General features: G+C 37.5%; 24 protein-coding genes, 3 tRNA genes and 1 pseudogene. 17 read left to right on the top strand and 11 right to left on the bottom strand.

Annotated elements, in window-relative coordinates; genetic code table 11:
- The first annotated feature begins 21 nt into the window (after positions 1 to 21).
- The 6 genes from serB to A1D26_RS00115 all read left to right on the top strand — a co-directional run bounded on the left by serB (position 22) and on the right by A1D26_RS00115 (position 3,226).
- Entirely contained in the window at positions 22 to 894 is an 873-nt protein-coding gene (serB, locus tag A1D26_RS00140; protein ID WP_157402119.1) for a phosphoserine phosphatase SerB, read from the top strand.
- A 1-nt stretch (position 895) separates the two neighbouring features.
- Entirely contained in the window at positions 896 to 1,387 is a 492-nt protein-coding gene (locus tag A1D26_RS00135) for a YajQ family cyclic di-GMP-binding protein (protein ID WP_157394150.1), read from the top strand.
- A 151-nt stretch (positions 1,388 to 1,538) separates the two neighbouring features.
- A tRNA-Ser gene (locus A1D26_RS00130) sits at positions 1,539 to 1,632 on the top strand.
- Between the two features lie 13 nt (positions 1,633 to 1,645).
- Positions 1,646 to 1,722: transfer RNA gene (locus A1D26_RS00125), tRNA-Arg, on the top strand.
- Positions 1,723 to 1,809: 87 nt separating this feature from the next.
- Positions 1,810 to 1,886: transfer RNA gene (locus A1D26_RS00120), tRNA-Arg, on the top strand.
- Positions 1,887 to 1,930: 44 nt separating this feature from the next.
- Positions 1,931 to 3,226, top strand: coding sequence for an NAD(P)/FAD-dependent oxidoreductase (locus tag A1D26_RS00115; RefSeq protein WP_157402118.1), 1,296 nt, complete (start codon positions 1,931 to 1,933; stop codon positions 3,224 to 3,226).
- Positions 3,227 to 3,704: 478 nt separating this feature from the next.
- Here the strand turns inward: A1D26_RS00115 and fis are convergent, their stop codons facing one another.
- The 4 genes from fis to glpE all read right to left on the bottom strand — a co-directional run bounded on the left by fis (position 3,705) and on the right by glpE (position 6,676).
- Complete coding sequence (fis, locus tag A1D26_RS00110) at positions 3,705 to 3,998, bottom strand: DNA-binding transcriptional regulator Fis (RefSeq protein WP_157402117.1); 294 nt, start codon at positions 3,996 to 3,998, stop codon at positions 3,705 to 3,707.
- Positions 3,998 to 4,987, bottom strand: a complete 990-nt coding sequence (dusB, locus tag A1D26_RS00105) for a tRNA dihydrouridine synthase DusB (protein WP_157402116.1) — start codon at positions 4,985 to 4,987, stop codon at positions 3,998 to 4,000. Before dusB ends, fis begins: the two co-directional genes overlap by 1 nt.
- Positions 4,988 to 5,201: 214 nt before the next feature.
- Positions 5,202 to 6,257: a protease SohB gene (sohB, locus tag A1D26_RS00100; protein ID WP_157402115.1), complete on the bottom strand. Its 1,056-nt coding sequence runs from the start codon at positions 6,255 to 6,257 to the stop codon at positions 5,202 to 5,204.
- Positions 6,258 to 6,349: 92 nt separating this feature from the next.
- Positions 6,350 to 6,676 carry a thiosulfate sulfurtransferase GlpE gene (glpE, locus tag A1D26_RS00095; RefSeq protein ID WP_157402114.1) on the bottom strand — a complete coding sequence of 109 codons (327 nt, stop codon included), beginning with the start codon at positions 6,674 to 6,676 and terminating at the stop codon, positions 6,350 to 6,352.
- A 165-nt stretch (positions 6,677 to 6,841) separates the two neighbouring features.
- Between glpE and exbB the strand changes: the two genes are divergently transcribed.
- From exbB to A1D26_RS00080, 3 genes are all read left to right on the top strand, one after another.
- A complete protein-coding gene (gene exbB, locus A1D26_RS00090; RefSeq protein WP_157402113.1) occupies positions 6,842 to 7,294 on the top strand; it encodes a TonB-system energizer ExbB in 453 nt (150 codons plus the stop codon).
- Positions 7,295 to 7,359: 65 nt separating this feature from the next.
- The gene (gene exbD, locus A1D26_RS00085; RefSeq protein ID WP_157402112.1) at positions 7,360 to 7,746 is read left to right on the top strand and encodes a TonB system transport protein ExbD; all 387 of its coding nucleotides are present in this window, start codon (positions 7,360 to 7,362) and stop codon (positions 7,744 to 7,746) included.
- Positions 7,747 to 7,755: 9 nt separating this feature from the next.
- Complete coding sequence (locus A1D26_RS00080) at positions 7,756 to 8,601, top strand: energy transducer TonB family protein (protein ID WP_157402111.1); 846 nt, start codon at positions 7,756 to 7,758, stop codon at positions 8,599 to 8,601.
- Positions 8,602 to 8,645: 44 nt separating this feature from the next.
- On the opposite strand, the gene trmL is transcribed toward A1D26_RS00080, so the two are convergent.
- Together trmL and rlmKL are read right to left on the bottom strand one after the other, a co-directional pair.
- Complete coding sequence (gene trmL / locus A1D26_RS00075; protein ID WP_157402110.1) at positions 8,646 to 9,125, bottom strand: tRNA (uridine(34)/cytosine(34)/5-carboxymethylaminomethyluridine(34)-2'-O)-methyltransferase TrmL; 480 nt, start codon at positions 9,123 to 9,125, stop codon at positions 8,646 to 8,648.
- Positions 9,126 to 9,134: 9 nt separating this feature from the next.
- Complete coding sequence (rlmKL, locus tag A1D26_RS00070; protein ID WP_157402109.1) at positions 9,135 to 11,294, bottom strand: bifunctional 23S rRNA (guanine(2069)-N(7))-methyltransferase RlmK/23S rRNA (guanine(2445)-N(2))-methyltransferase RlmL; 2,160 nt, start codon at positions 11,292 to 11,294, stop codon at positions 9,135 to 9,137.
- Between the two features lie 191 nt (positions 11,295 to 11,485).
- On the opposite strand from rlmKL, the gene A1D26_RS00065 reads away from it, so the two are divergent.
- Genes A1D26_RS00065 through fecE form a run of 5 tightly spaced genes read left to right on the top strand, consistent with a single transcriptional unit; the run spans position 11,486 to position 16,070 of the window.
- A complete protein-coding gene (locus tag A1D26_RS00065; protein ID WP_157402108.1) occupies positions 11,486 to 12,382 on the top strand; it encodes a Fe(3+) dicitrate ABC transporter substrate-binding protein in 897 nt (298 codons plus the stop codon).
- Between the two features lie 43 nt (positions 12,383 to 12,425).
- Positions 12,426 to 13,322 carry a Fe(3+) dicitrate ABC transporter substrate-binding protein gene (locus A1D26_RS00060; RefSeq protein ID WP_157402107.1) on the top strand — a complete coding sequence of 299 codons (897 nt, stop codon included), beginning with the start codon at positions 12,426 to 12,428 and terminating at the stop codon, positions 13,320 to 13,322.
- A complete protein-coding gene (fecC, locus tag A1D26_RS00055; protein WP_157402106.1) occupies positions 13,322 to 14,305 on the top strand; it encodes an iron-dicitrate ABC transporter permease FecC in 984 nt (327 codons plus the stop codon). The genes A1D26_RS00060 and fecC overlap by 1 nt, the downstream gene beginning before the upstream one ends.
- The gene (fecD, locus tag A1D26_RS00050) at positions 14,305 to 15,303 is read left to right on the top strand and encodes a Fe(3+) dicitrate ABC transporter permease subunit FecD (protein WP_157402105.1); all 999 of its coding nucleotides are present in this window, start codon (positions 14,305 to 14,307) and stop codon (positions 15,301 to 15,303) included. The genes fecC and fecD overlap by 1 nt, the downstream gene beginning before the upstream one ends.
- Positions 15,303 to 16,070, top strand: a complete 768-nt coding sequence (fecE, locus tag A1D26_RS00045) for a Fe(3+) dicitrate ABC transporter ATP-binding protein FecE (RefSeq protein ID WP_157402104.1) — start codon at positions 15,303 to 15,305, stop codon at positions 16,068 to 16,070. Before fecD ends, fecE begins: the two co-directional genes overlap by 1 nt.
- Positions 16,071 to 16,384: 314 nt before the next feature.
- On the opposite strand, the gene rluD is transcribed toward fecE, so the two are convergent.
- A complete protein-coding gene (gene rluD / locus A1D26_RS00040; protein WP_157402103.1) occupies positions 16,385 to 17,362 on the bottom strand; it encodes a 23S rRNA pseudouridine(1911/1915/1917) synthase RluD in 978 nt (325 codons plus the stop codon).
- A 148-nt stretch (positions 17,363 to 17,510) separates the two neighbouring features.
- Between rluD and A1D26_RS00035 the strand changes: the two genes are divergently transcribed.
- Positions 17,511 to 18,290, top strand: coding sequence for an outer membrane protein assembly factor BamD (locus A1D26_RS00035; protein WP_157402102.1), 780 nt, complete (start codon positions 17,511 to 17,513; stop codon positions 18,288 to 18,290).
- Between the two features lie 102 nt (positions 18,291 to 18,392).
- Positions 18,393 to 19,427: a tRNA (adenosine(37)-N6)-threonylcarbamoyltransferase complex transferase subunit TsaD gene (gene tsaD, locus A1D26_RS00030; RefSeq protein WP_157402101.1), complete on the top strand. Its 1,035-nt coding sequence runs from the start codon at positions 18,393 to 18,395 to the stop codon at positions 19,425 to 19,427.
- Between the two features lie 45 nt (positions 19,428 to 19,472).
- Here tsaD and A1D26_RS00025 read toward each other — a convergent pair whose 3' ends face one another.
- From A1D26_RS00025 to A1D26_RS00010, 4 genes and pseudogenes are all read right to left on the bottom strand, one after another.
- Positions 19,473 to 20,756 carry an NAD(P)/FAD-dependent oxidoreductase gene (locus tag A1D26_RS00025; protein ID WP_157402100.1) on the bottom strand — a complete coding sequence of 428 codons (1,284 nt, stop codon included), beginning with the start codon at positions 20,754 to 20,756 and terminating at the stop codon, positions 19,473 to 19,475.
- 347 nt (positions 20,757 to 21,103) lie between these two features.
- Positions 21,104 to 21,862: a class I SAM-dependent methyltransferase gene (locus A1D26_RS00020; protein WP_157402099.1), complete on the bottom strand. Its 759-nt coding sequence runs from the start codon at positions 21,860 to 21,862 to the stop codon at positions 21,104 to 21,106.
- A gap of 24 nt (positions 21,863 to 21,886) precedes the next feature.
- Positions 21,887 to 24,070: a DNA helicase II gene (gene uvrD / locus A1D26_RS00015; RefSeq protein ID WP_157402098.1), complete on the bottom strand. Its 2,184-nt coding sequence runs from the start codon at positions 24,068 to 24,070 to the stop codon at positions 21,887 to 21,889.
- Positions 24,071 to 25,252: 1,182 nt separating this feature from the next.
- Positions 25,253 to 25,889 (bottom strand): annotated as a pseudogene (locus tag A1D26_RS00010) (IS1595 family transposase).
- 24 nt (positions 25,890 to 25,913) lie between these two features.
- On the opposite strand from A1D26_RS00010, the gene A1D26_RS00005 reads away from it, so the two are divergent.
- Positions 25,914 to 26,498 carry a class I SAM-dependent methyltransferase gene (locus A1D26_RS00005; RefSeq protein WP_218213639.1) on the top strand — a complete coding sequence of 195 codons (585 nt, stop codon included), beginning with the start codon at positions 25,914 to 25,916 and terminating at the stop codon, positions 26,496 to 26,498.
- Positions 26,499 to 26,646 lie beyond the last annotated feature (148 nt).

Raw genomic sequence — 26,646 nt, 5'->3', positions numbered from 1 at the left:
TCACAATGATTATTAAAGCAAATGACACAAACATTTTTTATTTATTCGCAAACACTTTCAAATCAACAAATGGAGCGGTTTCACCTTGAAAATCAGCTGACTTTTTTAGGTTCAACTCGCTATCTTGGCTATCAAATTGCATTTTTTGAAGGCGATCTTACCGCTTGTTTAGGTGAAAAAGCACAGCAAATCAATGCGGATATTAGCGCTCTTGATATTCAGGCTGATTTATCTCAAAAAGGTTTATTGGTAATGGATATGGACTCAACAGCAATTAAAATCGAGTGTATTGATGAGATCGCAAAATTGGCTGGAACAGGTGAAATCGTATCGGCAATTACAGCAAGTGCGATGCGTGGTGAGCTTGATTTTGAGCAGAGTTTGCGTAAACGTGTTGCAACACTAGCGAATGCACCCGAAACGATTTTGCAAAATGTGCGTGAAAACTTACCGCTTATGGATGGTTTTGAGCAAATGGTGTCAATTTTACAGCAGTACGGTTGGCATATAGCGATTGCCTCAGGCGGATTTGATTATTTTGCTGATTATTTGAAAAACAAGTATCAATTAGATGATGCGTTCTCAAATCAACTTGAAATTATTGATGGTAAACTCACAGGGAATGTACTCGGAAAAGTTGTTGATGCACAGTATAAAGCCGAAATATTACAAACATTGGCAGAGCGTTTTAATATTCCGCAAACACAATGGGTTGCTGTTGGCGATGGTGCTAATGATCTACCGATGTTAAAAACAGCCAGTTTAGGCGTTGCACTTCACGCTAAACCTAAAGTGCAAGAGCAAGCGAAAACTGTGGTAAACTTTGGTGATCTGAGTGCGTTAGTCTTATTACTTAATGCAAAAAATTTATTTAAAGAATTAAAAGGAGAATAAAATGCCCTCTTTCGATATTGTATCTGAAATTACCTTACACGAAGTGCGTAATGCGGTAGAAAATGCTAACCGCGTACTAAGCACTCGTTATGACTTTCGTGGTGTGGAAGCGGTTATTGAGTTAAATGAGAAAAATGAAACCATTAAATTAACTACGGAGTCCGATTTCCAGCTAGAACAGCTCATTGAAATTTTAATCGGTGCTTGTATTAAACGTGGGATAGAACATAATTCATTGGATATTCCAAGTGAAAGTGAACACCATGGTAAGTTATATAGTAAAGAAATCAAACTAAAACAGGGTATTGAAACGGAAATGGCGAAAAAGATCACTAAATTGATCAAAGATTCTAAAATTAAGGTTCAAACTCAAATTCAAGGCGAGCAAGTTCGAGTAACAGGGAAATCTCGAGATGATTTACAGGCGACAATTCAACTTGTAAAAGGTGCTGAATTAGGGCAACCTTTCCAATTTAATAATTTCCGTGATTAAGCTAACTTAATGAATTTGTGGCGATTTTGTTCATAAAGCATTAAAAAATCGCCATATTGACTAGTTAGTCGCCAAGTGTTTTATTTTTTCAAAAAAGCGTTTGACATATTTTTATAAACTAGTAATATGCACGCCCACAGACACAGTGAGTGGTGAGATGGCCGAGCAGGCTGAAGGCGCTCCCCTGCTAAGGGAGTATGGGGTCAAAAACTCCATCGAGGGTTCGAATCCCTCTCTCACCGCCATTTACTTTATCGGGCACCCGTAGCTCAGCTGGATAGAGTACTCGGCTACGAACCGAGCGGTCAGAGGTTCGAATCCTCTCGGGTGCGCCATTTTAATATTTCTATCGTATTAAAGTGGTTATTAGCCTTACTAAATAAGCTTAGAAATAAAGTAAATCATCGTTATAATTCAAATACGCACCCGTAGCTCAGCTGGATAGAGTACTCGGCTACGAACCGAGCGGTCAGAGGTTCGAATCCTCTCGGGTGCGCCATTTCAATAAAATCAAATAACCCAAATTAGATAACTCCCCATTTTATGCTGACCTTTGCTCATCAAGAACATATCCAAACTTATTATTCTGATACTCGTAATATTCACTTAAAACAACCTAGCTTAACTCAAAAAATTTCTGCAGATGTTTGCATTATCGGTTCTGGATTTTTAGGGCTTTCCACTGCGATTGAGTTAGCTGAAAAAGGCAAAAAAGTTGTTGTTCTTGAAGGTGCAAGGATTGGTTTTGGTGCTTCGGGGCGTAATGGTGGTCAAGCGATCAACGGTTTTGAAGAAGGCATTGATGAATATATTGAACAAGTTGGTTTTGATAAAGCAAAACAACTTTGGGATATGTCCGTAGAAGCCATCAATATTATTGATGAGCGTGTAAAAAAATATAATATTCAGTGTGATTGGCGTAAGGGGTATGCAACATTAGCCTTGAACCAACGCCGTTTAGCCGATCTTATCGCCATTGAAAAGGCAAGTCGCCAACATTTTGGTTATAGCCAAATGGAATTATGGGATAAAGCTAAACTAAAACAACATTTGGGGAGTGATATTTATTGTGGTGCTTTGTATGATGCACAGTCAGGGCATTTACATCCCCTTAATTATTGTTTAGGTTTAGCCCAGGCAGCATTAAATTTGGGTGTGGAAATTTATGAACACTCACCTGCATTAGACATTCACTCAAGCTCAACAGTAAAAATTGAAACACCGCAAGGTATTGTGACTGCTAACAATGTTGTTTTAGCAATGAATGCTTATATTGATGAAAAGAGCAATAAGAAGTTTGGGCGTAAACTTGCTCGTAAAATTTTACCCGTAGAGAGTTTTATTATTACCACAGAGCCTCTTGAACAATCGGTTGCAGATAGCTTAATCAATAATGGAATGTCTGTTTGTGATAACAATATTCTTTTAGATTATTACCGCTTAACCGCAGATAATCGTTTATTATTTGGTAGTGACTCAAGCAATAATGTCGATATGGTTAAAAAGATGCGGAAAAATATGTTAGCTGTTTTCCCACAATTAGAAAATGTGAAAATTGACTATGGGTGGGGTGGACCTATTGATATGACATTAAATGCTTCACCGCATTTTGGACGAATTCAACCTAATATCTATTTTGCTCAAGGGTTTTCAGGACATGGTGTTGCACTTACGGGCTTAGCTGGACGCATTATTGCAGAAGCGATTGAGGGTAATGATCAGCGTTTATCCGTATTTGAACAACTAAAAGTGCCGACAATTTTTGGAGGAAAATGGGTAAAACGAATGGCACTTAACATTGGTATACCATATTACCGTTTCTTAGATAAATATCGATAGTATTCATTTATAGTAACTCAATCATATCAAAATATCTTAGTTACATTATCATCGTCCTAGACAAGCTTATAAGCCAAATACAACGTGAGAGAAGTCAATACTTTATCATGGTTAAAGGGGAAATTTCTGGGAAGATAATTGTTCGCCAGAGCAAATTCAATCTTGCTTAAAGTAAGAAAAAACTCTTATTTCACTAGTTTTATGACAATTTATCTTGCTATGTGTAGAGAGATAGGTAGGACGATATTAGGTTTACGGGTAAACAATGGTAAATAAAAAGTCTAGTCCTTTATAAAGAGAATATATTCCCAAATTTACTATAGTACTATGTTGGTAGGGGATTAGAAACAAAGGGCGGTAGATAAATGAAATCACCGCCCACTCAAATCCCCAAATTGTAAAACGCCCTATAAGGTCTACTTTAATGAAGTGTTCCAAAGAGTTTGACTATTCAAGGATTAAATAAATTGAATACAGGTTAGCCCATACCGTATTTTTTTAATTTTTTACGTAATGTACCACGGTTAATGCCTAGCATTGTTGCTGCACGAGTTTGGTTTCCACGAGTGTATTGCATAACCATATCTAACATTGGGTGTTCAATTTCAGATAAAACCAACTCATATAATTCTGTTGGATCTTCACCATTTAATTGAGATAAATAATTTCTAACCGCTTGTTTCACATTATCGCGAAGTGGTTTGTTCACTTGTTGAGATTGTGCATTCAGCATTGATACTGTTAATGGGTTTGTTACTTGTTGTTCTAACATTACTTTCTATCCAACTTATTAGGATTCTTTCGAATCAATTTTACAAAATCTTCTAATGCTTGCATTTGCTCTAAGCTCGAGCTTAACGCATTAAAAGTACGTTTAAAATTTGAGTTTGGGCTTAATGTTTCCACATACCAGCCAACGTGTTTTCGAGCAATACGATAACCTTTTTCTTCACCGTAAAACTGGTAAAGATCATCAATATGCTTGAGCATTAGTTGGCATTTTTCATCTATTGAAATAGATGAATATTCCCCTTTCTCTAAGAAGTCTTCCACTTCCTTAAATAACCAAGGATATCCAAAACTTCCACGTCCAATCATCACTGCATCAGCCCCTGTATAATCAAGAACTTGTTGTGCTTTTGGGGCAGAAATAATATCTCCATTGGCAATAATGGGTATCGAAACTGATTGCTTGACAGCTTTTATCGAATCATACTCAGCTTCGCCTTCAAAGAGACAACTACGAGTACGTCCGTGGATTGTTAGTGCAGATATACCTGCTTTCTCAGCTATTTGAGCAATCTCTAGGCAGTTTCGATTTTCAGGATCCCAACCTGTTCTAATTTTTAATGTTACAGGTACATCAACAGCTTTTACTACACTATCTAAAATACGAGCAACTAATTCTGGTTCACGCAAAAGGGCAGAACCTGCCATTTTTTTATTTACCTTTTTAGCTGGGCAGCCCATATTAATATCAATAATATCGGCACCATATTCGACATTGACTTTCGCAGCATTTGCCATTTCAGTAGGATCAGAACCTGCTATTTGTACAGCATTTATACCTATTTCGTGATGATGCGCTAAGCGTAACTTCGATTTTTCGGTATGCCATACATCAGGGTTTGTGGACATCATCTCTGAGAAAGTTAATCCTGCGCCCAATTGGCTACATAATCGACGGAATGGTTGATCCGTAATGCCCGCCATGGGTGCTAGGAAAATACGATTTTTAATTGCATATTGCCCTATTTGCATTGCGGTATTCCTTGATTAAAATAAAAGCAGATTTAACAAGAGTGTGATCCAAATAAAAAGTACGGCTTAAAACCGTACCTTCTTATATTCCCTTTTCCATAAGGAAAATATCCTTTTGATTCAAGGGTGGGTATAATACGCATTTTTTAGCGATTTTGGAAGTCTATTTCTTCATCAATTTGAAAAATTTTACAGAATAAAAATATTGTCATTTTTACAACATTGGTGAACGATTCTTATGTAAAAACTTGGAAACCAAATTTTCAATACGTGATTCTACTTGGTCACCTAATCGTTGAGCCAGCTTTTTCTTTTGACGATATTTTACTTCAATAACATCTTTTTCCTTGATCGCATTGAGCACAATGTCATCGCTTGTTGCAATTTCATCGACAAGATTCAATTTAATCGCTTGTGTAGCAAACCAATGTTCCCCTGTTGCGACTTGTTCAATTTCCACTTGTGGGCGATTTTCTTGTACAAATTGCTTAAATAACTGATGCGTTTCTTCCAATTCTTGTTGGAATTTCTGTTTACCTTTTTCTGTATTTTCACCCACGAAGGTTACTGTGCGTTTATATTCGCCAGCAGTCATTACATCAACATCAATCTCATTTTTCTTTAATAAACGATGAATATTGGGTACTTGAGCTACAACCCCAACAGAGCCAATCACAGCAAAAGGTGCAGAAATAATTTTATCTGCGACACAAGCCATCATATACCCCCCACTTGCTGCCACTTTATCTACCGCAATGGTTAAGGGAATATTACGCGTTTTTAAACGTTGCAATTGTGATGCGGCTAATCCATAACCATGTACAACACCACCAGGGCTTTCTAATTTTAATAAGACTTCATCTTTTTCTGGACTAACTAGTGCAATTAGCGCATCAATTTCTTTACGTAAACTGCTTACAGCACTGGCGTGAACATCACCATTAAAATTCAAGACAAAAAGACGTGATTTAGTTTCTTCGGATGGTTCTTCACCTGCTTTTAAGCGTTTCTTTTCTAACTTAGCTTTCTCTTTTTGTGCTTTCTTTTCTTGTTTTTCTAAATGTTTCTGTTCCGCTTCACTTAAAAATAAGCTACTCAGCGTTTTTTCTTGCTCTTGATACTTTTCTGTTAAATTTGTAATGGTGATTGTGCCTGTCTCAGGTTGCTTACGGCTTTCAAGAATAATCATCATCACAACAGCAACAATACCAAATACGGTTAAGAGTTCTAATAAGAAAATGCCGTAGTTTAGTAATATCTCTTTCCACATAATTTTTATTTTCCTTCATGATTTATGGTAAAGTGGTGGGTTTATATCAAAGTTTTGCAATATTTTGACTTCATCTCGCCGCTTGTTGCTAGTTAGTAAGCTGTTTCTATCGGAAGATCTGCTCTTACCCAACCTTCAAAACCACCTTTAACGCTATAAACACGTTCAAAGCCTTGTTCAACAAGATATTGCGCGGTATTGCGACTACTTACTCCGTGATAACAGCTTACTAAAATTGGCTGATCATAATCATATTCATCTAAAAATTTACCATAACTATGATTGGTTAAATGAAATGCATCTTGTGGATGGCTATAGCTAAAACGTATTGCATCTCGAATATCAACTAAAACAGCTCCTTCATTTTGCATCATATCCCAAGCTTGCTGGGGGGTTATTTCAATAAAAGTTTCTTCCATATTTTTCCTAAAAAATAAGCAATAGTGCCAAGAATATATCATTAAATGAATGATTCGCATAATGAATTTCATTTGAACTTTAGAGTTAAAGGCATATAATACGAACTATTCTCAAATACATAATCTTATTTATTTTATATTTTACTTACAGGAGGATTTTATACCATGGAACAACTATTTCACTTTTTACAACAATATATTGACTACATCATTTTGGGTTTGCTTGCACTGATGAGCTTAATTCTGTTTTCGAAGATCATTGAGCGTATTTTGTTTTATCGTAAGGTAAACGTTACTAACTATGAAACTTTGCAAGAACTAGAAATTGATTTAACGCATAATTTAACAACTGTTTCAACTATTGGTTCTAATGCACCTTATGTCGGTCTATTAGGTACGGTAATTGGTATTCTTTTAACATTCTACGAGTTGGGGCATTCAGGTGGTGAAATTGATGCAGCCTCTATAATGGTGCATTTATCTCTAGCGCTTAAAGCAACTGCTGTTGGTATTTTAGTAGCGATTCCTGCAATGATGTTCTACAACGGCTTTGGACGTAAAGTAGAAGAAAATAAACTCAAATGGCAAGCACTAGATGTGCGTAAATCACGTAGTTAAATTACTTACATAACATAGTTAAGCGGTTATTTTTACGAATAAATTTACCATTTGAGATAAAAATTATGAAAAAATTTGATGAAATCAATATTATTCCTTTCATTGACATTATGTTGGTTTTACTTGCGATTGTACTTGTTACAGCTTCCTTCATTTCTCAAGGAAAGATTCAGGTAAATGTACCAAAAGCCTCAACGACTCAAGCAATGAAAGCGGATGAACTTGCTAAATTATTGACTATTACAGAGAATAACGAGTTCTTTTACAATGATAAGCCAATCACTAAAGAAATGCTGAATAGTGAGATTGCAACTTGGGATAAAACACAAAAAGTAACTTTGAAAGTAGATGGTGCAGTTGCATTTGAGAAGTTTGTTGAGCTGACAGATGTATTAGCTGCGAATGAAATTAAAAATGTCGCAATCGTAACAAAGAAAGAAACAGCAAAATAGGGCGAGAAGATGGAAAAAAAATATTCTCGGGTTGGTTTTATTGTTTCTTTACTTGCACATAGTACTTTATGCTCAGGTATTTGGTGGCTTGTCAATCAACCAAAACCAGAAAAGCCAGTAGAAGAAGTAACCAGTATTTCGATGGAGATGATGGCGGCGTTGCTAGAACAACCCGCTGTTGCAACTGCGCCTGAAGAGGTTGTGGAAGAAAAACAGCCAGAGCCAGAACCTGAACCAGATCCAGAAGAGGAAGAGCCAGAAGCGATTCCTGAGCCAGTGAAACCTATCGAGAAACCGAAAGAGAAACCAAAAGAAAAGCCAAAACCAAAACCGAAAGAGAAACCAAAGCCAAAAGAAGAGAAACGCAAAGAGCCAGAGAAACCAAAAGAAATTAAGAAACCTGTTAAGGCATTGGAGAAAGCACCTGAAGTAAGACAAGGCATTGTAGCAAAAGCAGTACCAGCTCCAATTCAGAGTAATAATGTAAAACAAGGTACGTTGAATGGTTCTACGGCATCAACAGCAACTACTGGAACATCTAGTGGCTCGAACGCAAGTGCTTCTGGCAGTGAAATTGGTGCTTATAAAGCACAATTACAACGAGCTTTACAGCAACGGGCTCAAAATAGTTATCCGCAGAGAGAACGAATGATGCGTAAGACTGGTGTTGTTACTTTAGCATTTTCAGTCTCTGCATCGGGGCAAGTCACTAATGTAAGTGTGATCAATTCATCTGGAAATAGTAGCTTAGATGCAGCGGCTGTAAAAGCGGCACAAAGTACCAAAATGAATTCTCCGCCACCTGTTGGTTTCCCGACATCATTAACTGTGCCAGTAAGATTTAATATCAACTAATAAATAGCCCTTAATAATTCGACTTATTAAGGGCTATCATTTGATTAAATATTCTGCCTTGCCACTGAGTTTTGATAACCAAACTGTCGCCACGCTTCATATACGACAACAGCAACGGAATTGGATAAATTCATACTACGGCTATCTTTACACATTGGAATGCGAATTTTTTGAGACATTGGTAAGCTATCTAGAATAACTTTAGGAATACCACGACTTTCTGGTCCAAACATCAGAAAATCACCTAACTCATACTGAACATCGCTATGGTTAGGTTCGCCTTTTGTTGTTAATGCAAATAAACGTTTTGGTTTAGCTTTGGTGATAAAATCATCAAAATCTTTATATTTCTGAATATCGACAAATTCGTGATAATCAAGCCCAGAACGGCGTAATTTCTTATCGTCCCAAGCAAAACCAAGTGGCTCAATCATATGTAAGCGAAAACCACAATTTGCACATAAGCGGATAATATTACCACTATTTTGTGGAATTTCAGGTTCGTATAAAACTATATCTAACATTCTACTCTCTTATAACTGCTCTTTTTGATGAGTGATGATCCAGCAGTTGTGAATATGCGGATTGCGTTCAAAATCAAGGGGTAAAGTTTTGTGTGAAATATTTTCTGCATTGAGCCCTAGTTGTGCCAACCCTTCAAAATCCATTTTAAATCCACGTTTATTATTGGAAAACACGATAGTACCATCATTGGTTAAAATACGTTTGAGTTGTTTGAGTAGCTCAATATGATCCCGTTGTACGTCCCAGCTATTTTCCATTCGTTTGGAATTTGAGAACGTAGGTGGATCAACAAAAATTAACTCAAAACGTTCTCGACATTCTGCCAGCCATTGCAAACAGTCTGCTTGGAATAGACGATTATGGCGAAGTGATAAATTATTTAACTCTAAGTTTTGTTCCGCCCAGTTAAGATAAGTATTTGACATATCTACGGTAGTGGTAGATTTTGCACCATTTAATGCCGCGTGAATGGTTGCAGACCCTGTGTAAGCAAATAAATTCAAAAAGGTTTTACCTTTTGCCATTGTACCAACCATTTTACGCGTTAGGCGATGATCGAGGAAAAGCCCCGTATCAAGGTAATCTGTTAAATTTACCCATAATTTTGCCCCATATTCATTCACATAAAAGTAGTCGCCTTTATTCGCTAATTTCTCATATTGGTTTGTGCCTTTTTGCTTCTGACGTACTTTAAGCACTAATTTATTTGTTTCTACGCCAGTCACATAGAGCGTGGCTGATACTGCGTCTAATAGTCTTTGGCGAGCTTTATTTTCATCAATATTTTTTGGAGCCGCATATTCTTGCACCACAATATGATCCGCATAGCGATCAACAGCTAAGTTATACTCAGGTAAATCTGCATCATATAAGCGATAGGCGTCAATACCTTGCTGTTTTGCCCATTTCTCCATTTTTTTGATATTTTTGGCTAAACGGTTAGCAAAATCCTGTGCGACATCTTTCCCAGCGTGAGCTGTTTGTTCAAAAACGAGATCTGTTTTTTGTTCAACCGCTCGATCACTAATGAAATAATTTTTTTGCACACAATCTAATGGGCCATTTTTGGCTTTAAATTGGCGAGCGGAACGTAAGCGTAAGCAATTTAATAATTCAGGCTCACCACTAAAAATAGACGCATTCCAACCTGCAAATTGTTGTTTAAGGCGTTGCCCAAATACTGAATAGAGAGCAATCAGTGCAGGTGTTGTTCCTAAACGCTCACCATAAGGTGGGTTACAAACGACTGTTCCTATTTGCTCTGGGAATGGATTTTTAAGTGCTGCAACATCACCTTGTTGCCACTGAATTAAATGAGCGACCCCTGCATTTTCGGCATTTTGTTGTGCTTTCGCCAGTACTCGATGGTCAAGATCAAAACCATAAAAATTAGCAAGCGGTGAGATTTCACTATTTTTTTGCAATTCAACCGCCTGATCGAATACGTGTTTCCATAAGGCTTGGCTATGCCCTTTCCAAGCATAAAATCCCCATTTTTGACGGTTGATTTGTGGGGCAATGTTAGCTTGCATTTGAGCTGCTTCAATTAACAAGGTTCCGGAACCACACATAGGATCAACTAATACTGTTCCTTTTTTCCAACCTGAACGTAAAATAATTGCTGCTGCTAGCGTTTCTCGTAGCGGAGCTTTCCCTGTATCTTCACGATAGCCACGTATATGTAACGCATCACCGCTTAAATCTAAAGAAACCACAAGATTTTCACGATCTAAATAAACATGAATACGTACATCAGGGTTAATCTTATCTACTGTTGGGCGAGCAAAACCTTTACGTTCGAAATAATCGACGATTCCGTCTTTTACGCGCATCGCTCCAAATTGAGTGTGGCGGATTTCTTGGTTAGTACCATTAAAATCAACAAAAAAAGTATCTCGTGGATCAAACAGATCTGCCCATTGGTAACTGACGATAGAGGCGTATAAATCACTATCGCTAAAAATTTTAGTTTGAAGTAATGGTAATAAAATACGAGATGCCAAACGGCTATGCAATAAGGCTTTATACACTCCTGTTTGATCGGTAGTAAAGTGCACACCTCCTTGAGCAATTTTACATTGTGCATCAGTGATTTGCTCTAATTCGCTTTTTAGCATTTCTTCAAAGCCACGAGCAGTGGTGGCAAAATAAGTCGTTTTTGTTGTCATTGTGAGTTTTTCTGTCAATAAAATTGGGCTAATTATAGCGGAATAGCGTAATAAGCGGTGAGATTTGATGAAAAATTTGTAAGTGTCTAATTATTAAAATGCAAACTTAATAAAAAATAATTATTCTCATTTGCATTTTGTTGTACAATTAGTACAAAAGATTTCATTCACAAAACCAAAGGAAACTAATTATGAAAAAGTTATTTAATACGGCTGTCGCTCTTTCTCTTTTCGCAACAACACAATTCGTAAATGCGGTGACAGTTAAGGATCGTAAAGGCGATTTTACATTAGATACTGTGCCACAAAGAGTAGTGGCGCTGGAGTATTCTTATGTTGATGCCCTTGCTCAAATTGGAGTAAGTCCTGTTGGTGTGGCTGATGATAACGATAAAACTCGTATTCTTCAGCAAGTGCGTGATAAAGTTCAGCCTTGGGAATCTGTGGGTACACGCTCCCAGCCAAGTTTAGAAGCGATTGCAGCATTAAAACCCGATTTAATCATTGCAGATGATAACCGCCATTCAGCCGTATATGAAGAGTTAAAGAAAATTGCTCCAACAGTTGTGTTTAACTCTCGTAACGAGAATTATACGGAAAATTTAGAAACCGCACAGAAAATCGGTGATTTATTGGGTAAATCAAATGAAATGAAAGAACGTATCACTAAACACGAACAATATATTAGTGATATTGCTAAAAGTTTACCGAAAGGAAAAAAAGCGATCATTGGCATTTCTCGTGAAACTCAATTCAATCTATACAATAATGAATCTTATGCTGGTGGCTTAATTGAAAAACTCGGTTTTGAAATGCCTAAAGCAGCATCTGACAATAAACCAAATAGTGTTGTTGGCTTAGAGCAAGTAGTGGCAGAGAAACCAGAATTCATGATTTTAACTCACTATCGTGATGAAAGTATCGCTAAAAAGTGGGAAAACGAAGCATTATGGAAAGCAATTCCTGCGGTAAAAAATAATCAAATTATGATAGTAGATGGTAATCTTTTGTCTCGAGCTCGTGGTATTGAAGCGGCTGAAATTATTGCTAAAGAAGTACAAGGTTTCGTAAGTAAATCTACGAAATAATTAGCACAAAAGATTTCATTCACAAAACCAAAGGAAAATAGTTATGAAAAAGTTATTGAATACGGCTGTCGCTCTTTCTCTTTTCGCTACAACACAATTCGTAAATGCGGTTACAGTTAAAGACCGTAAAGGCGATTTTATATTAGACACTGTACCGCAACGAATAGTAGCGTTGGAATATTCTTATGTTGATGCTCTTGCTCAAATTGGCGTGAGTCCTGTTGGTGTAGCTGATGATAATGATAAAACTCGTATTCTTCAGCAAGTGCGTGATAAAGTTCAGCCTTGGGAATCTGTCGGTACTCGCTCCCAACCAAGTTTAGAAGCAATTGCAGCATTAAAACCCGATTTAATTATTGCAGATGATAACCGCCATTCAGCCGTATATGAAGAGTTAAAGAAAATTGCTCCAACAGTTGTGTTTAACTCTCGTAACGAGAACTATGCGGAAAATTTAGAAACCGCACAGAAAATCGGTGATTTATTGGGTAAATCAACTGAAATGAAAGAACGTATCACTAAACACGAACAATATATTAGTGATATTGCTAAAAGTTTACCGAAAGGAAAAAAAGCGATTATGGGAGTCTCTAGTGAAACTCAATTCCATTTACACAACAATGAATCTTATGCTGGTGGCTTAATTGAAAAACTCGGTTTTGAAATGCCTAAAGCAGCATCTGACAATAAACCAAATAGTGTTGTTGGCTTAGAGCAAGTCGTGGCAGAGAAACCAGAATTAATGATTTTAACTCATTATCGTGACCAACACATTGCCCAAAAATGGGAAAATGAAGCATTATGGAAAGTTATTCCAGCGGTAAAAAATAACCAAATTATGACTGTTGATGGCAATCTCTGGTCTCGAGCTCGTGGCATTGATGCGGCTGAAATTATCGCTAAAGAATTGCAAGGTTTTGTGAATAAATCTACGAAATAATGAGAACATTTGTTTATTGGTTTTTCCCCATTGTTGCGTTAATTATGCTTCTATGGGGAAGTCTTTTTTTGTACTACCCAACGGCTATATCAGGGTTTGAAGCCCTTGAAGCCTTTTATGGCAGTCATGATGAACTGATCCAAATTACAATTTTGGATTTGCGTTTACCTCGTTCTTTAGTTGCGATAGTAATGGGGGCAAATCTTGCTGTTGCAGGTGTGTTACTTCAAACGATCACCCGTAATCCTCTAGCCTCTCCCTCCCTACTCAGTGTTAATGCGGGGGCAAGTTTGGCTATGGTTACCGCAACGGCTGTAATACCAGCTTTCTTTTTAGGATATAGTATTGCGTTTATCGCCAGTGTCGGTGGTGGTTTAAGTTGGTTACTGGTAATGCTAATTAGTGGCGGTTGGCGTTCAAGCTCCGATCGTCATCGTGTTATTTTAGCAGGGATTGCGGTTTCACTATTTTGTGCAGCATTAACCAAATTAGTCATTATTATTGCAGAAGATCACGCTGCTAATATTCTTAACTGGTTAGCAGGCGGGATTGCTCATACTCGCTGGGTAGAATGGTGGATTATTCTTCCCTTTTTCTTGCTTAGTGTCATGTTTTGTACTTTTTTTGCTCAGCAACTCAATTTATTGAATTTAAGCGATGAATCTGCCCAATCTTTAGGCGTCGATTTATTTCGCTTACGTTGGCTGGCTAACATTGTAGCGCTGCTAATTATTGGCTCAAGCGTTAGTATTGCTGGTCCTATGGCATTTATTGGGTTACTCATTCCTCATTTAGCTCGCTACTATATCGGTTATGATTTGCGTAAAACCTTGCCGATGTCGATGATTTTAGGTGGAAGTCTAATGCTACTGGCAGATATTACTGCCCGAGCAGTTACTTTCCCAAGTGAAATTCCCGCAGGAGCCATTCTTGCTCTCATCGGAGCGCCTATTTTTGTACTCTTTGCAAAAGGAAAGCGTTAATGAATATATTTAAGCGGTCTGTTTTACGCTATTTTTTGCAAATTGGATTTTATCCTATAACGCTCATGATTACGCTCTTGCTTTTTATATTGAGCTTACAGCTTGGTACATATAGCCTGTCATTACAGGAAATATGGCAAATTTTACAAGAACCGAATAATCCGCATTATTTCACACTCTTTGAATATCGCTTACCTAGAGCCATTCTAGCGGTATTGATGGGCGGAGCACTAGCTGTTTCAGGAGTGTTGATTCAAAGTGTAGTAAGAAATCCTCTTGCATCACCTGATATTTTAGGTATCAATAATGCTGCAGGACTTATTGCTGTTCTCTGTTTAATTTTCTTTCCTGGAATTGCTTTCTACTGGCTACCTATTTTTGCTTTTATTGGTGGTATTCTGTCTTTTGTGATTTTATGGATTATATGTGGCTTTCATTTCCGCCCGATCAAAATGGCTATTATTGGTGTCGCACTTTCTGCGTTATGGGCGGCAATTAGCCATTATTTAATGCTCTCTAATCCGCTCGATATCAATTCAGCAATGCTTTGGCTGACTGGGAGCTTATGGGGAAGAAGTTGGTCTTACCTTACCGTTATATTACCTTGGCTACTTGTTTTATTACCATTACCTTTTATATTTTGTCGAGATTTAGATACTTTAGCTTTGGGAGAGCAAAAAGCAGCTACATTAGGTGTACATATCAGCAAAACTCAAATTTTAATTTTGCTTTTATCTGTTGCATTAGCGACGACAGCTGTTGCTATTTGCGGACCTATTGCTTTTCTAGGATTAGTTGCACCACACTTAGCAAGGCATTTAGTCGGAGGTCGTCACCGAAGATTATTACCTGCTGCCTTATTACTTGGTGTTATCTTACTATTATTATCCGATATTTTAGCTCGTATTATTGCTCCACCTGTTGAAATCCCTGCCGGGATTTTAACTGCTATTCTTGGTGCACCTTATTTCTTCTATTTATTGATGAGAACCAAATAATGAGTTTAGTTGTAGAACACCTTCAGCTTGCCTACCACGATAAAGTGATTGTACAAGATCTTAATTTAACCTTACCCAGCCAAAAGATTATTGGTCTTATTGGACCAAATGGCTGCGGTAAATCAACGGTACTAAAATCATTAGCTCGTTTACTAAAACCTAAAAATGGTAAGGTTCGCCATAAATCCTCAGATATCTGGCAAATATCTGCTAAAGAATATGCCAAAATTTTAGCATTCTTGCCACAACAGCATCTTGTTCCCGAAGGCATTAGCGTAAGAGAATTGGTTGCCTATGGGCGATCTCCTTACCTAAATTTATGGGGAAAACTAAGTGAAAAAGATGAACAATTAGTGGAGCAAGCAATGCAACAAACTCAAGTTGTTGAATTAGCTGATAAGTTAGTGAGTGACTTATCAGGAGGACAGCAGCAGAGAGTCTTTCTAGCAATGACATTAGCTCAAAATGCGGATATTATTTTATTAGATGAGCCGACGACTTATTTAGATCTCAATCACCAAGCTGAGTTAATGTCGATGATGCGTCATTTGCAACAGAAAGGAAAAACGGTAATTACGGTATTACACGATCTGAATCAGGCTTGTCGCTATTGCGATTATTTGGTTGTTTTGAAACAGGGAAAATTGATCGCAGAAGGGTCCCCAGATGAAGTTATGAATGCAGAATTACTGAAAGGGGTTTTTGATCTTGATGTAGAAATCCACCCTGATCCTGTCAGTAGGACGCCAATGTTTATTTTAAAGTAAGAGCTATCCTAGATGATTTGCCTGCCAAAAGCTAGATAGCTATTCAAAGGACTGATTTCGATATTATATCGAAGTTAGTTCCTTTAGTTTTGATTTAATTCGATTGATTCTTTATTGTAGTAACGTACATAACCACCTATTGACTATTTAACATCATTAATACTTTCAAGGGCTTTCTCTTGAATGAGTTGAGTAGTACAGTCATGAGGAATACCACGCAAACCTAGCGGTCAGATTGCGACAATAATTTGCAAAAATTACTCGTTATCTGACCGCTTGTGCAATAACTGATTGCTAAAGTGAGAAATATTGAATTAGTAATCCAAATCGTCTTTATAAAGAAGATAATCAGTTTTAAGAGCCTCAATTAGCTCAACAAAATCATCTGGCAAAGGTGCGTGCCATTCCATTAATTCGCCTGTAATCGGGTGTTCTAAACGTAGCATCGCAGCGTGAAGAGCTTGACGTTTAAAATTACGAAGAACAGTTAAAAAATCTTCACTCGCACCTTTAGGTGGGCGAGGTCTGCCCCCATAAAGTTGATCACCAAGCAGTGGGTGTGCTATATGAGCCATATGCACACGAATTTGGTGGGTTCTCCCGGTTTCTAAACGTAAGCGTAAACGGGTATAATTACGGAAACGTTCCATAATTCGATAGTGAGTTACCGCGGCTTTCCCCATAGGGTGTACTGCCATTGCGGTACGTTTTGTTGGATGACGAGCCATTGGCTCATCAACTTTTCCGCCTTGAGTCATAATCCCACTTGCCACAGCCTCATATTCACGCGTAATTTTACGCTTTTGGAGAGCATTAACTAAATGAGTCTGAGCAGGAATCGTCTTGGCTACCACCATTAAACCCGTTGTATCTTTATCTAAACGATGGACAATTCCCGCTCTCGGCACTTCTGCAATAGCAGGGTAATGATATAGTAATGCATTTAAAACGGTACCATTAGGGTTTCCTGCGCCAGGGTGAACGACAAGATCCTTTGGTTTGTTGATTACAAGAATATCATCATCTTCATATACGATATTGAGTGGAATATCTTCAGGTTCAAAACGTACTTCATCTTCTACTTCGGCTTGAATTTCAATATATTCACCGCCAAAAACTTTTTCACGAGCTTTGTTGATAATAGTGCCATTCACTGACACTTGATTATTTTCGATCCAAACTTTAATACGGGAACGTGAATAATCTGGGAATAATTGTGCAAGTGCTTGATCTAATCTTGCTCCCAGTAAATCAGGGGTTACTTCTGTTTGTAGCGTAATTTGTTGAGTCATTCTCTATAAAATTCCAAATTATGATTTTCTTCTTGTATGATGTCCTATAAAATAACGCCACTTTTAGATGAACTTTGTAAACAATGGCGAGTCGAACGCCATTGTACATTAACTTTTCATCGCAGACACTTATTATAGGTAAATCATTATGCGTAAATTCAGCTCAATTGCATCTTTTATTCTAGCAGCCTGTATTATCTCTGGCTGTTCAAATTCAAATAAAAATGAATTTGAAGGTATTCCATCTCAAGAACTTTATAACAAAGGCCAAACATTCTTACAGGATGGTGACTATAACAATGCAATTCGCTACTTAGAGGCTGTTGATGTTATCAGCCAACAAGGCGCTTATGGTGAACAAATTCAGCTAAGCGTGATTTATGCACAATATAAATTAGGCGAATATTATAAAGCACTAGATGCGGCAGAACGTTTCGCTCGTACTTACCCTAATAGTGCCTCAATGGATTATGTATTCTATCTTGCAGGTTTAAGTAATGCTCGTTTAGGTGATAATTGGTTCCAAGATTTATTTGGTGTTGATGATTCTAAACGTGCAGTTGAAACTTCTCGTAATGCGTTTGGAAACTTCCAAAGTATCGTGCAACATTATCCACATAGCCAATATGTTCAAGATGCACAAAACTGGATGGCATATTTAAGAAATCGTTTAGCAAAACACGAACTAAATATTGTGAAATATTATATGAAACGTGATGCTTATGTTGCCGTTGTAAACAGAGTAGAAGATATGCTTCGTTATTATCCAGATACTCAAGCGACACAACAAGCCTTACCATATTTACAAAAATCTTTTGAAGCTATGGGGATTACTGATTCAGCCCAAAAAGCAGCGACATTAATTGAACAAAATAAAGATAAAACCTTCCCTGATGCAACTAAACCAGCTTATGGTGAGCAATTCTAAGCGGTAAGATTCACTTTATTTTTTGCACAAATACCGTTAGGGCGTACGATATACGCCCTTTTAATATTTATATCCTTCCAATTCTTTGAATAGATAATCAAGATGCGTATTTTAGGAATAGAAACTTCTTGCGATGAAACTGGAGTCGCAATTTATGATGAACAATACGGCTTAGTTGCAAACCAGCTATACAGCCAAATTGAAATGCATGCCGATTACGGTGGTGTTGTTCCCGAATTAGCCTCACGCGATCATATTCGTAAAACATTACCTTTGGTTCAAGCTGCATTAGAAGAAGCAAATTTAATCCCCAATGATATTGATGGCGTTGCTTATACCGCAGGGCCTGGGCTAGTAGGTGCATTATTAGTAGGATCAACTATTGCACGCTCATTAGCTTATGCGTGGGATGTACCAGCCTTGGGGGTTCATCATATGGAAGGGCATTTACTTGCTCCAATGCTAGAAGAAAAAGCACCCGAATTCCCATTTGTCGCATTACTTGTTTCTGGTGGACATACCCAATTAGTCAAAGTCGAAAATGTCGGGAAATACGAGTTATTGGGTGAATCTATTGACGATGCCGCAGGAGAAGCCTTTGATAAAACAGCTAAATTACTCGGGCTAGATTATCCAGGTGGAGCAGCGTTAGCAAAATTAGCAGAAAAAGGAACCGCTTGTCGCTTTACTTTTCCACGTCCAATGACAGATCGTCCAGGTCTTGATTTCAGTTTTTCTGGGCTAAAAACCTTTGCAGCCAATAAAATCAATGCAAATTTAAATAGCGAAGGAATACTAGATGAACAAACTCGATGTGATATCGCTCACGCATTTCAACAGGCTGTTATTGATACATTGATAATTAAATGCCGCCGAGCCTTGCAACAAACAGGCTACAAACGTTTGGTTATTGCAGGTGGCGTGAGTGCAAATAAACAGCTGCGAGCCGATCTAGCGGAATTGATGCAACAATTAAAAGGCGAAGTATTCTACCCTCGCCCCCAATTTTGTACGGATAATGGTGCAATGATTGCTTATGCTGGGTTTATTCGCCTAAAAAATGGTGAGCAAACTGATCTTTCCGTTAGTGTTAAGCCTCGCTGGCCAATGACAGAACTGCCAAGTATTATTGAATAATTGTAGAAAAATTAAGGGGGAATATTCCCCCTATCATTTAGCTATTTAGTGTAACTTCATCGTTGGACGCAGGAATCGGTTAATTCGTCCTACTAGCATTATTAATCCCGTTTTTACACACCCATGTAGTGCAACTTGGTGCATTCGATATAGGGATAAATAAGCAATCCTTGCAATTTTCCCTTCAATAAACATAGATCCTTTCGTTAAATTGCCCATTAAGCTGCCAATAGTGCCAAAACGAGAGAAAGAGACTAAAGATCCTTTATCATCAAATACAAAAGCTTTTAATGGCTTATCCTCTAACTGAGCTATGATATTTTTACCACAAGCAGAAGCCATTTGGTGTGCAGCTTGTGCCCTTGGCGGTACAGGTTTACCATTTTCTTGCATTAAAAATGCACAATCACCAATTACATAAACGGAATCATCACTTAATGTTTGCAAAGTATCTTTTACTGCAATTTGGTTAAGGCGATTTGTTTCAAAACCAAATTTCGTAGTGATTTCAGATGCTTTTACACCAGCAGCCCAAACCATTAAATCAGCTTCAATCTTCTCACCATTTTTAGTGATCAACGAATTCTCCGTTGCTTCAACGACAGCTGTATTCGTCATTACATTGACGCCTAACTCACGCAGTTCTTTAATTGCAGACGCAGAAACACGCTCTGGCAAAGCAGGTAACAAACGGTCTCCTGCTTCAAGCAGAGTAACCTTCAAGCTTGTGTTATTTAATTTACCATAGCCATAAGAGTTTAAATTTTTAACGGTATTATAAAGCTCCGCAGATAATTCAATACCTGTGGCGCCACCACCTACAACTGCAATATGCACTTCTTTCTCATTGTTATTCGAGAACTTCAAGAAAAGCTCCATCATTCGTTGATGGAATAATTTTGCCTGTTCTGAACTATCTAAGAAAATACAATGCTCTGCAACACCAGGAGTGCCAAAGTCATTTGAACGACTACCAATAGCAATGACTAATTTATCATAAGAAATTTTACGCTCTGCCACGAGTAACTCTTGTTTCTCACTATAAATAGGAGCAAGAGTGATAAATTTTTCTGCAGCATTGACGCCTGTTAATGTTCCTTGTTGAAATTCGAAAGCATGGTTTTTAGCGTGTGCACGATAACTCAACGCATCAGTACCATCATCTAATGAGCCTGTAGCGACTTCGTGCAGTAAGGGTTTCCATAAATGGCTAATATTTTTATCAACTAAAATAATATTTGCCTTTTTCTTTCTACCCATTTTATTTCCTAAATAAGTAGCAAGTTCCAATCCGCCAGCTCCACCGCCGACAATAACAATAGTCTGCATAATTTGCTCCGAAGTATTAAAATTAAAAGTAAAACTGGAGGGAATTTTAGACCTTCTACATAATAAAGCTAGATTTTTTATTGAATTATTTTATGAAAAAAATAAATAACCATTCGTTTAAGTTGTACACAGGCTAATATTGTCAAGTAGCATCTTTCATAAATTTTTTTGTTTTTTTACAATACAACCCTAGTCAAAATATAACTTATTGATTTATAACAACAAGTTATTTTGCAATCAATTGTAAATTAGCAATAAAGATCCCAGTATTTATAAAGGGTTAAGCGATTTTAATTAAAATAATCCACAAAGTTATCCACAGGATTTGTGGATAGAAAAACTGAGTTTTATCGTTCTCTTTTTACTGATTTTATAAACAGTAATGGTGGGCGATGACGTAAATCTTTAAATTCATTATGCCACTCTGTCTGATCTGCTAACATCGGCTCTTCCACCTTTGAAATCTCAAATCCAGTTTCAATCAGACAATTTAAAATAGTCGCAGTGGTTCTATGATAAGTTTTGAAAGGTTGCTGAAACCAATTTCTATTTCGCAATCCTTCTTCTCGGTAAAAGTTAAGGCGATAGGCTATTTGCTGCTTATTTTGATCTTTAACCCAGCGTTCTCCTTCACGAAAGCACGTGGTTATTGGGTGTTCTTGTGAAAAAACTAACATACCATTGGGAGCTAGTTTCGAGTGAATACGTTGTAATAAGCCTTTCAGATCTTGAACATAGTGGAAAGCAAAAGAACTCGTCACTAAATCAAAATGAGTTTCCTCAATCTGATCTAAATGCTCCATTGGTAAACAGTAACAACGATAAGCGGTTTGATCATAACCATTTTTTGCAAAACCTTGCTCTGCCTGTGCTAGCATTGATTGAGAAAGATCTAAGCCCACCACTTTTTTTGCTCCTTGTTGCAAATAATGGATAAGATGCTCTCCGACGCCACAACCTAAATCAAGCACTTGCTTGTGATTAAGATCGGGCAAAAGCGAGAACATTGTTGGTTTTTCGACTATCTCATTTAGGCTAATCGGGTTCTCTCGCAATTTTAAATAATTAGCAAAAAAAATCGGATTATCATAAACACTCTGCTTCATTTTCTCTTGCTCACTTTTCTAATGCTATAGCTTTTCTAAATTTGCCATTTTGGCAATCAGCCATTTAATCCCTTGTTGTACAAAAGCAACTTGTAAGCGAGTTTGATCGCCACTGCCTTCGACATTGATGATTGTACCTTGTCCAAATTTCTCGTGACGGACTTTTTGCCCCATCTTCCAAGGGCTATCCTCTAGTATAGAAGCGGTTGGTTTTGGGGAATTTTTTGCAAAAAAGTGAGCTGGTCGATTGATGTTACCACGCAAACGGACTTCTCGAATGTGCTCTTCAGGTAATTCGGCAATAAATCGGGAAGGTAAATGACGCTCTTCTTTACCATATAAACGACGGTTTTCCGCATAGCTAATTGTGAGTTTCTTTTTCGCTCGGGTAATACCGACATAAGCTAAACGCCGTTCTTCTTGCAAACGCCCTTCATCAAAGCTCATTCCGCTTGGAAAAATTCCTTCTTCTACACCAACAATAAATACTCGTGGAAATTCAAGCCCTTTTGCTGAGTGTAAAGTCATCAGCTCCACATAATCTTGGTGTGGTGACGCTTGGGTTTCACCTGATTCTAATGATGCGTGAGTCAAAAAAGCAGTCAGATCGCTCATTTCTTCTGCTTCATCAGGTTTATTAAATTGACGTGCAGCAGTGACTAATTCTTCCAAGTTTTCAATACGAACTTCACCTTTTTCACCTTTTTCTTGTTTATACATTTCGTATAAGCCAGACTTACGGATAACAAAATCAGTCTGTTCAAAAAGTGGCATTTGTTCTGTTTCTTGCTCAAGTGCATTGATTAAATCCACAAAACGTAATAAAGCCGATGCAGCTCGCCCTGAAAGTTGCTCTTCCTGAACAGCAACTTGAATAGCTTGCCATAAAGTAATTTGGCGTGTACGAGTGAGCTGTCGTAAAATATCTAAGGTGCGATCTCCAATACTACGTGGTGGCGTATTTACCACACGTTCAAAAGCAGCATCATCTTGGCGGTTAGCAATCAAGCGTAAATATGCCAAAGCATCTTTGATTTCTTGGCGTTCAAAGAATCGCATTCCACCATAAATACGATAAGGGATACTTGCTTGAATAAGCGCTTCTTCAATAACACGTGATTGGCTGTTGCTACGATAAAGCACTGCACACTGATTTAGCTCTCCTTCATCTTCTTTCCATTGTTTAATTTGTGATGCAACAAAACGGGCTTCATCAAGCTCATTGAAGGCACAATAAATATCAACGGGCTCACCCTCGCCACTATCTGTCCATAAATTCTTACCTAATCGGTTTTCATTATTGGCAATCAAGCCATTAGCTGCATTTAAAATATTCCCCGTAGAGCGATAATTTTGCTCTAAACGAATGGTCTGTGCATTGGTGTAATCGTCTAAAAAGCGTTGAATGTTTTCAACTTGAGCACCACGCCATCCATAAATTGATTGGTCGTCATCACCAACAATCATTACATTGCTGCTATTGCCTGCAAGTAAATGAATTAAGTCATACTGAATGTTGTTGGTATCTTGAAACTCATCAATGAGAATTTGGCGAAATCGTTGTTGATAGCGCTGTAAAATCAATTTATTTTGTTTAAATAGCTCATAAGTTCTAATGAGTAACTCTGCAAAATCGAGTAAACCTGCACGATCGCAAGCATCTTGGTAAATTTGATAGATCTGAACTAATTTTTTAGTATTAGCATCATCATTAGGTTCGATATCTTTTGCTCTTAACCCTTGATCTTTCTTAGCATTGATAAACCAAGCGACTTGTTTTGGTGGAAAATGCTTTTCATCAATGTTATGTAATTTCAATAAGCGTTTAATCAGGCGTTGTTGATCTTCGCTATCCATAATTTGAAAATCTTGCGGAAGATTCGCATCAAGGTAGTGCATTCTCAATAAGCGGTTAGCAATGCTGTGGAAAGTGCCGACCCACATTCCAAATAGTCGGTGATCACTAGATTGAGATAAGGTATGTTCAATACGATGACGCATTTCTGCTGCGGCTTTATTAGTAAAGGTCACAGCCAAAATACTTGATTCCGGGATGTTCTCCACACCGATTAACCAGGCAATGCGGTGCGTTAATACCCGAGTTTTACCACTACCAGCTCCAGCTAATACAAGATAGTTACCTAATGGAGCAGCAACAGCCTCTCGCTGTTTATCATTTAATCCATCTAACAATAAAGAAAAATCCATCACAACGCCTCTTTTATGTGATTTTATACAGTGTTTTTGCCATTATAGCTTACAAGCGGTGAGATTGGATGATTTTTTTGTAAAAGAGCAAAAGTTAGCATAAAAAGAGTTTGTTTTATAAAAAAATAAGGGGCTGAAGTAGATTAACGCTCAGGACAATATCGCATTTTCTGTCAATTTATGATCTGATGGAAACTCATATTCCACATCAATATAGGTTGTAAAATGAGTATTGTCCGTTTTTTCGAGCATTTATCTGACCCTCCTAGAGCATATAATCAAAAGTACCCATTTTTAGATATCGTCTTTCTTGTTGTCACTGCTGTGATTTCAGATGTCAACAGTTGGACATAAATCAAAATGTTTGGAGAATTCCACTTGGATTGGTTGCGAAAATATCGTTCTTTTGAACAAGGCATTCCTGTTGATAATACCATAGCACGACCATAAAACATATTGAACCCACAAGCATTTAAAGAGGTTTTGCTGAATTTTATCAATGAGATAAGCTCACAACAAGAGCACAACTCCCTTGCATAGCATAACGATGCTAGAGTCGATCTAGCGGTAAGAAAAATGAACCGCTGGCAGTGATGGAAGTGTTAGACAGTTTTTGTGTGAAAAATGCGATTATCACGGTGGATGCCATGAATACGCAGAAGAAAATTGCATCAAAAATCATCGAGAAAGAGGTCGATGAGGTGATGCCCTTGAAGAAGAACCACCGCCAGTTTCAGTCTGAAGTGGAAACCTATTTTCACAAAATAAGTCGAGAGAGCTCAAGAAATGATAACGTGCTTTGAAGATATTGATGCAGAACGTAGTCGCATTGACGAACGTTGTTATCGCAGACTAAAAGTGAGTGATTGGCTGATGGATGCAAAGGAATGGAAGAGAAACTCACAGCAGCGGGTTGGTCTGATAAATTTAGAGATGAACTGTTTTTTGGTGTTTAGATTGAAAAATGGGTAATATATACGGTTACTCTGGCATAAAACACAAAATTATGTCCAGTATTTTTTTACAAATTAGGTGATATTAGATAGAATCCTTTATAGTTTAGAAGATTATTTATTGCGGAGACATTATGCTATGCCAACCAACCAACTGAATATATTTTTCAAACAGATTGGTTTAGTCACAATATTCCTAGTTTAGATATGGGGCTGAAGTAGATTAGCCCTAAATATCACACCATTTTTGCAAGGTTTTTAACTGTGGTTTTGGTGTACCAAAGTTAAACCGAAATTCACATTCCTTCAAGATTTTCGGTTTATTCCGTTATATTTTCGAAATACTCGCTTAGCTTGGCTCCAAAAATTTTCAATCCCATTGATATGATTTTCTCGCTCGGCAAATATCTCAGAATGGTTAATTCGCTCGTGGCGGAACTCACTCACATCAAGGGCATCATAGCTACGATAAGTATCGGTATAAACCCAGCTATCAGGCTTGATTTTCCTTTTAATAACAGGGAATAACGTTTCATCTTGGTATTTTCAACAACCACTGTAAACACCTTTCCCTGCCGTTTTAATATACCAAAAACAGCAATTTTTCCCGCTGCACCTCGACCACGTTTTCCTTTACGATGTCCACCAAAATAGCTCTCATCTAATTCGATTTTTCCCTCAAAATATCATTGGCTTCAAGGGATAAATGGTAGTTAATGACTTGACGAATTTTATGGTAAAACAAAATCGCTGAGTTAGGTTGAATACCAAGAATATCAGCAGCTGAACGAGCGGTCACTTCGAGTACAAAAATTCAAGCAGTCTTTTTGTGTGGATTTCTTTAATTTACAATGAGTTATCTTCATTTTTATAGATTAACATAATTACTAATCTACTTCAGCCCCTTAGATATTATTTTTAATCAATTGAAACCTATACGAATTTTAGAAATAGGTTCATTTGAAGGACGTTCAACGCTTCATTTTATGGAAAAGATGAGTGAATATGCAGAAACTATAGAAATCTATTGTATAGATAGCTGGGAAGGTGGACTAGAACATAAAGAAAATTGGAATATGGATACCGTAGAGCAAGTATTTGAACACAATATGCGTCTAGCTATTCAGCAATTCCCAAGAACAACACTTTTTAAGTGCAAAGGGTATTCACACCCTAAAATGATGGAATTACTAGTAGAAGGAAAGAAAGGTTATTTTGATTTCGTTTATGTTGATGGTTCTCACGAAGCTCCAGATGTATTGTTAGATGCTCTATTAGCTCACCAATTAGTAAGGGTTGGTGGAGTCATTGCATTTGATGATTATTTATGGTCTCCAAAAAGTTGGAATGAAGCAGATCACTATTTGTTAGTAAAACCAGCGGTAGATAGCTATGTTAATACATACCAGCGTAAGGTTTCTGTAATTCAATCATTACCGACTTACCAATTATATGTAGTGAAAATAGCAGAATAATAGTTGAAATTTTCAACAAATGGTGATTTTTTCCGATTTTTTGCCATTTTTTTGAAAAAAGTGCTTGCGTTGTGTTCAGATTTCTCTATAATGCGCACCACACAACGACGCACTGTTGTGAACGAATAAGGTTTTACGGTGCGTCGTT

It is taken from the genome of Ursidibacter maritimus (assembly GCF_009761395.1).
Lineage (GTDB): Bacteria > Pseudomonadota > Gammaproteobacteria > Enterobacterales > Pasteurellaceae > Ursidibacter > Ursidibacter maritimus.
The sequence above is the reverse complement of the archived record's forward strand: the minus strand, read 5'-3'. Positions and strand labels throughout refer to the sequence as shown.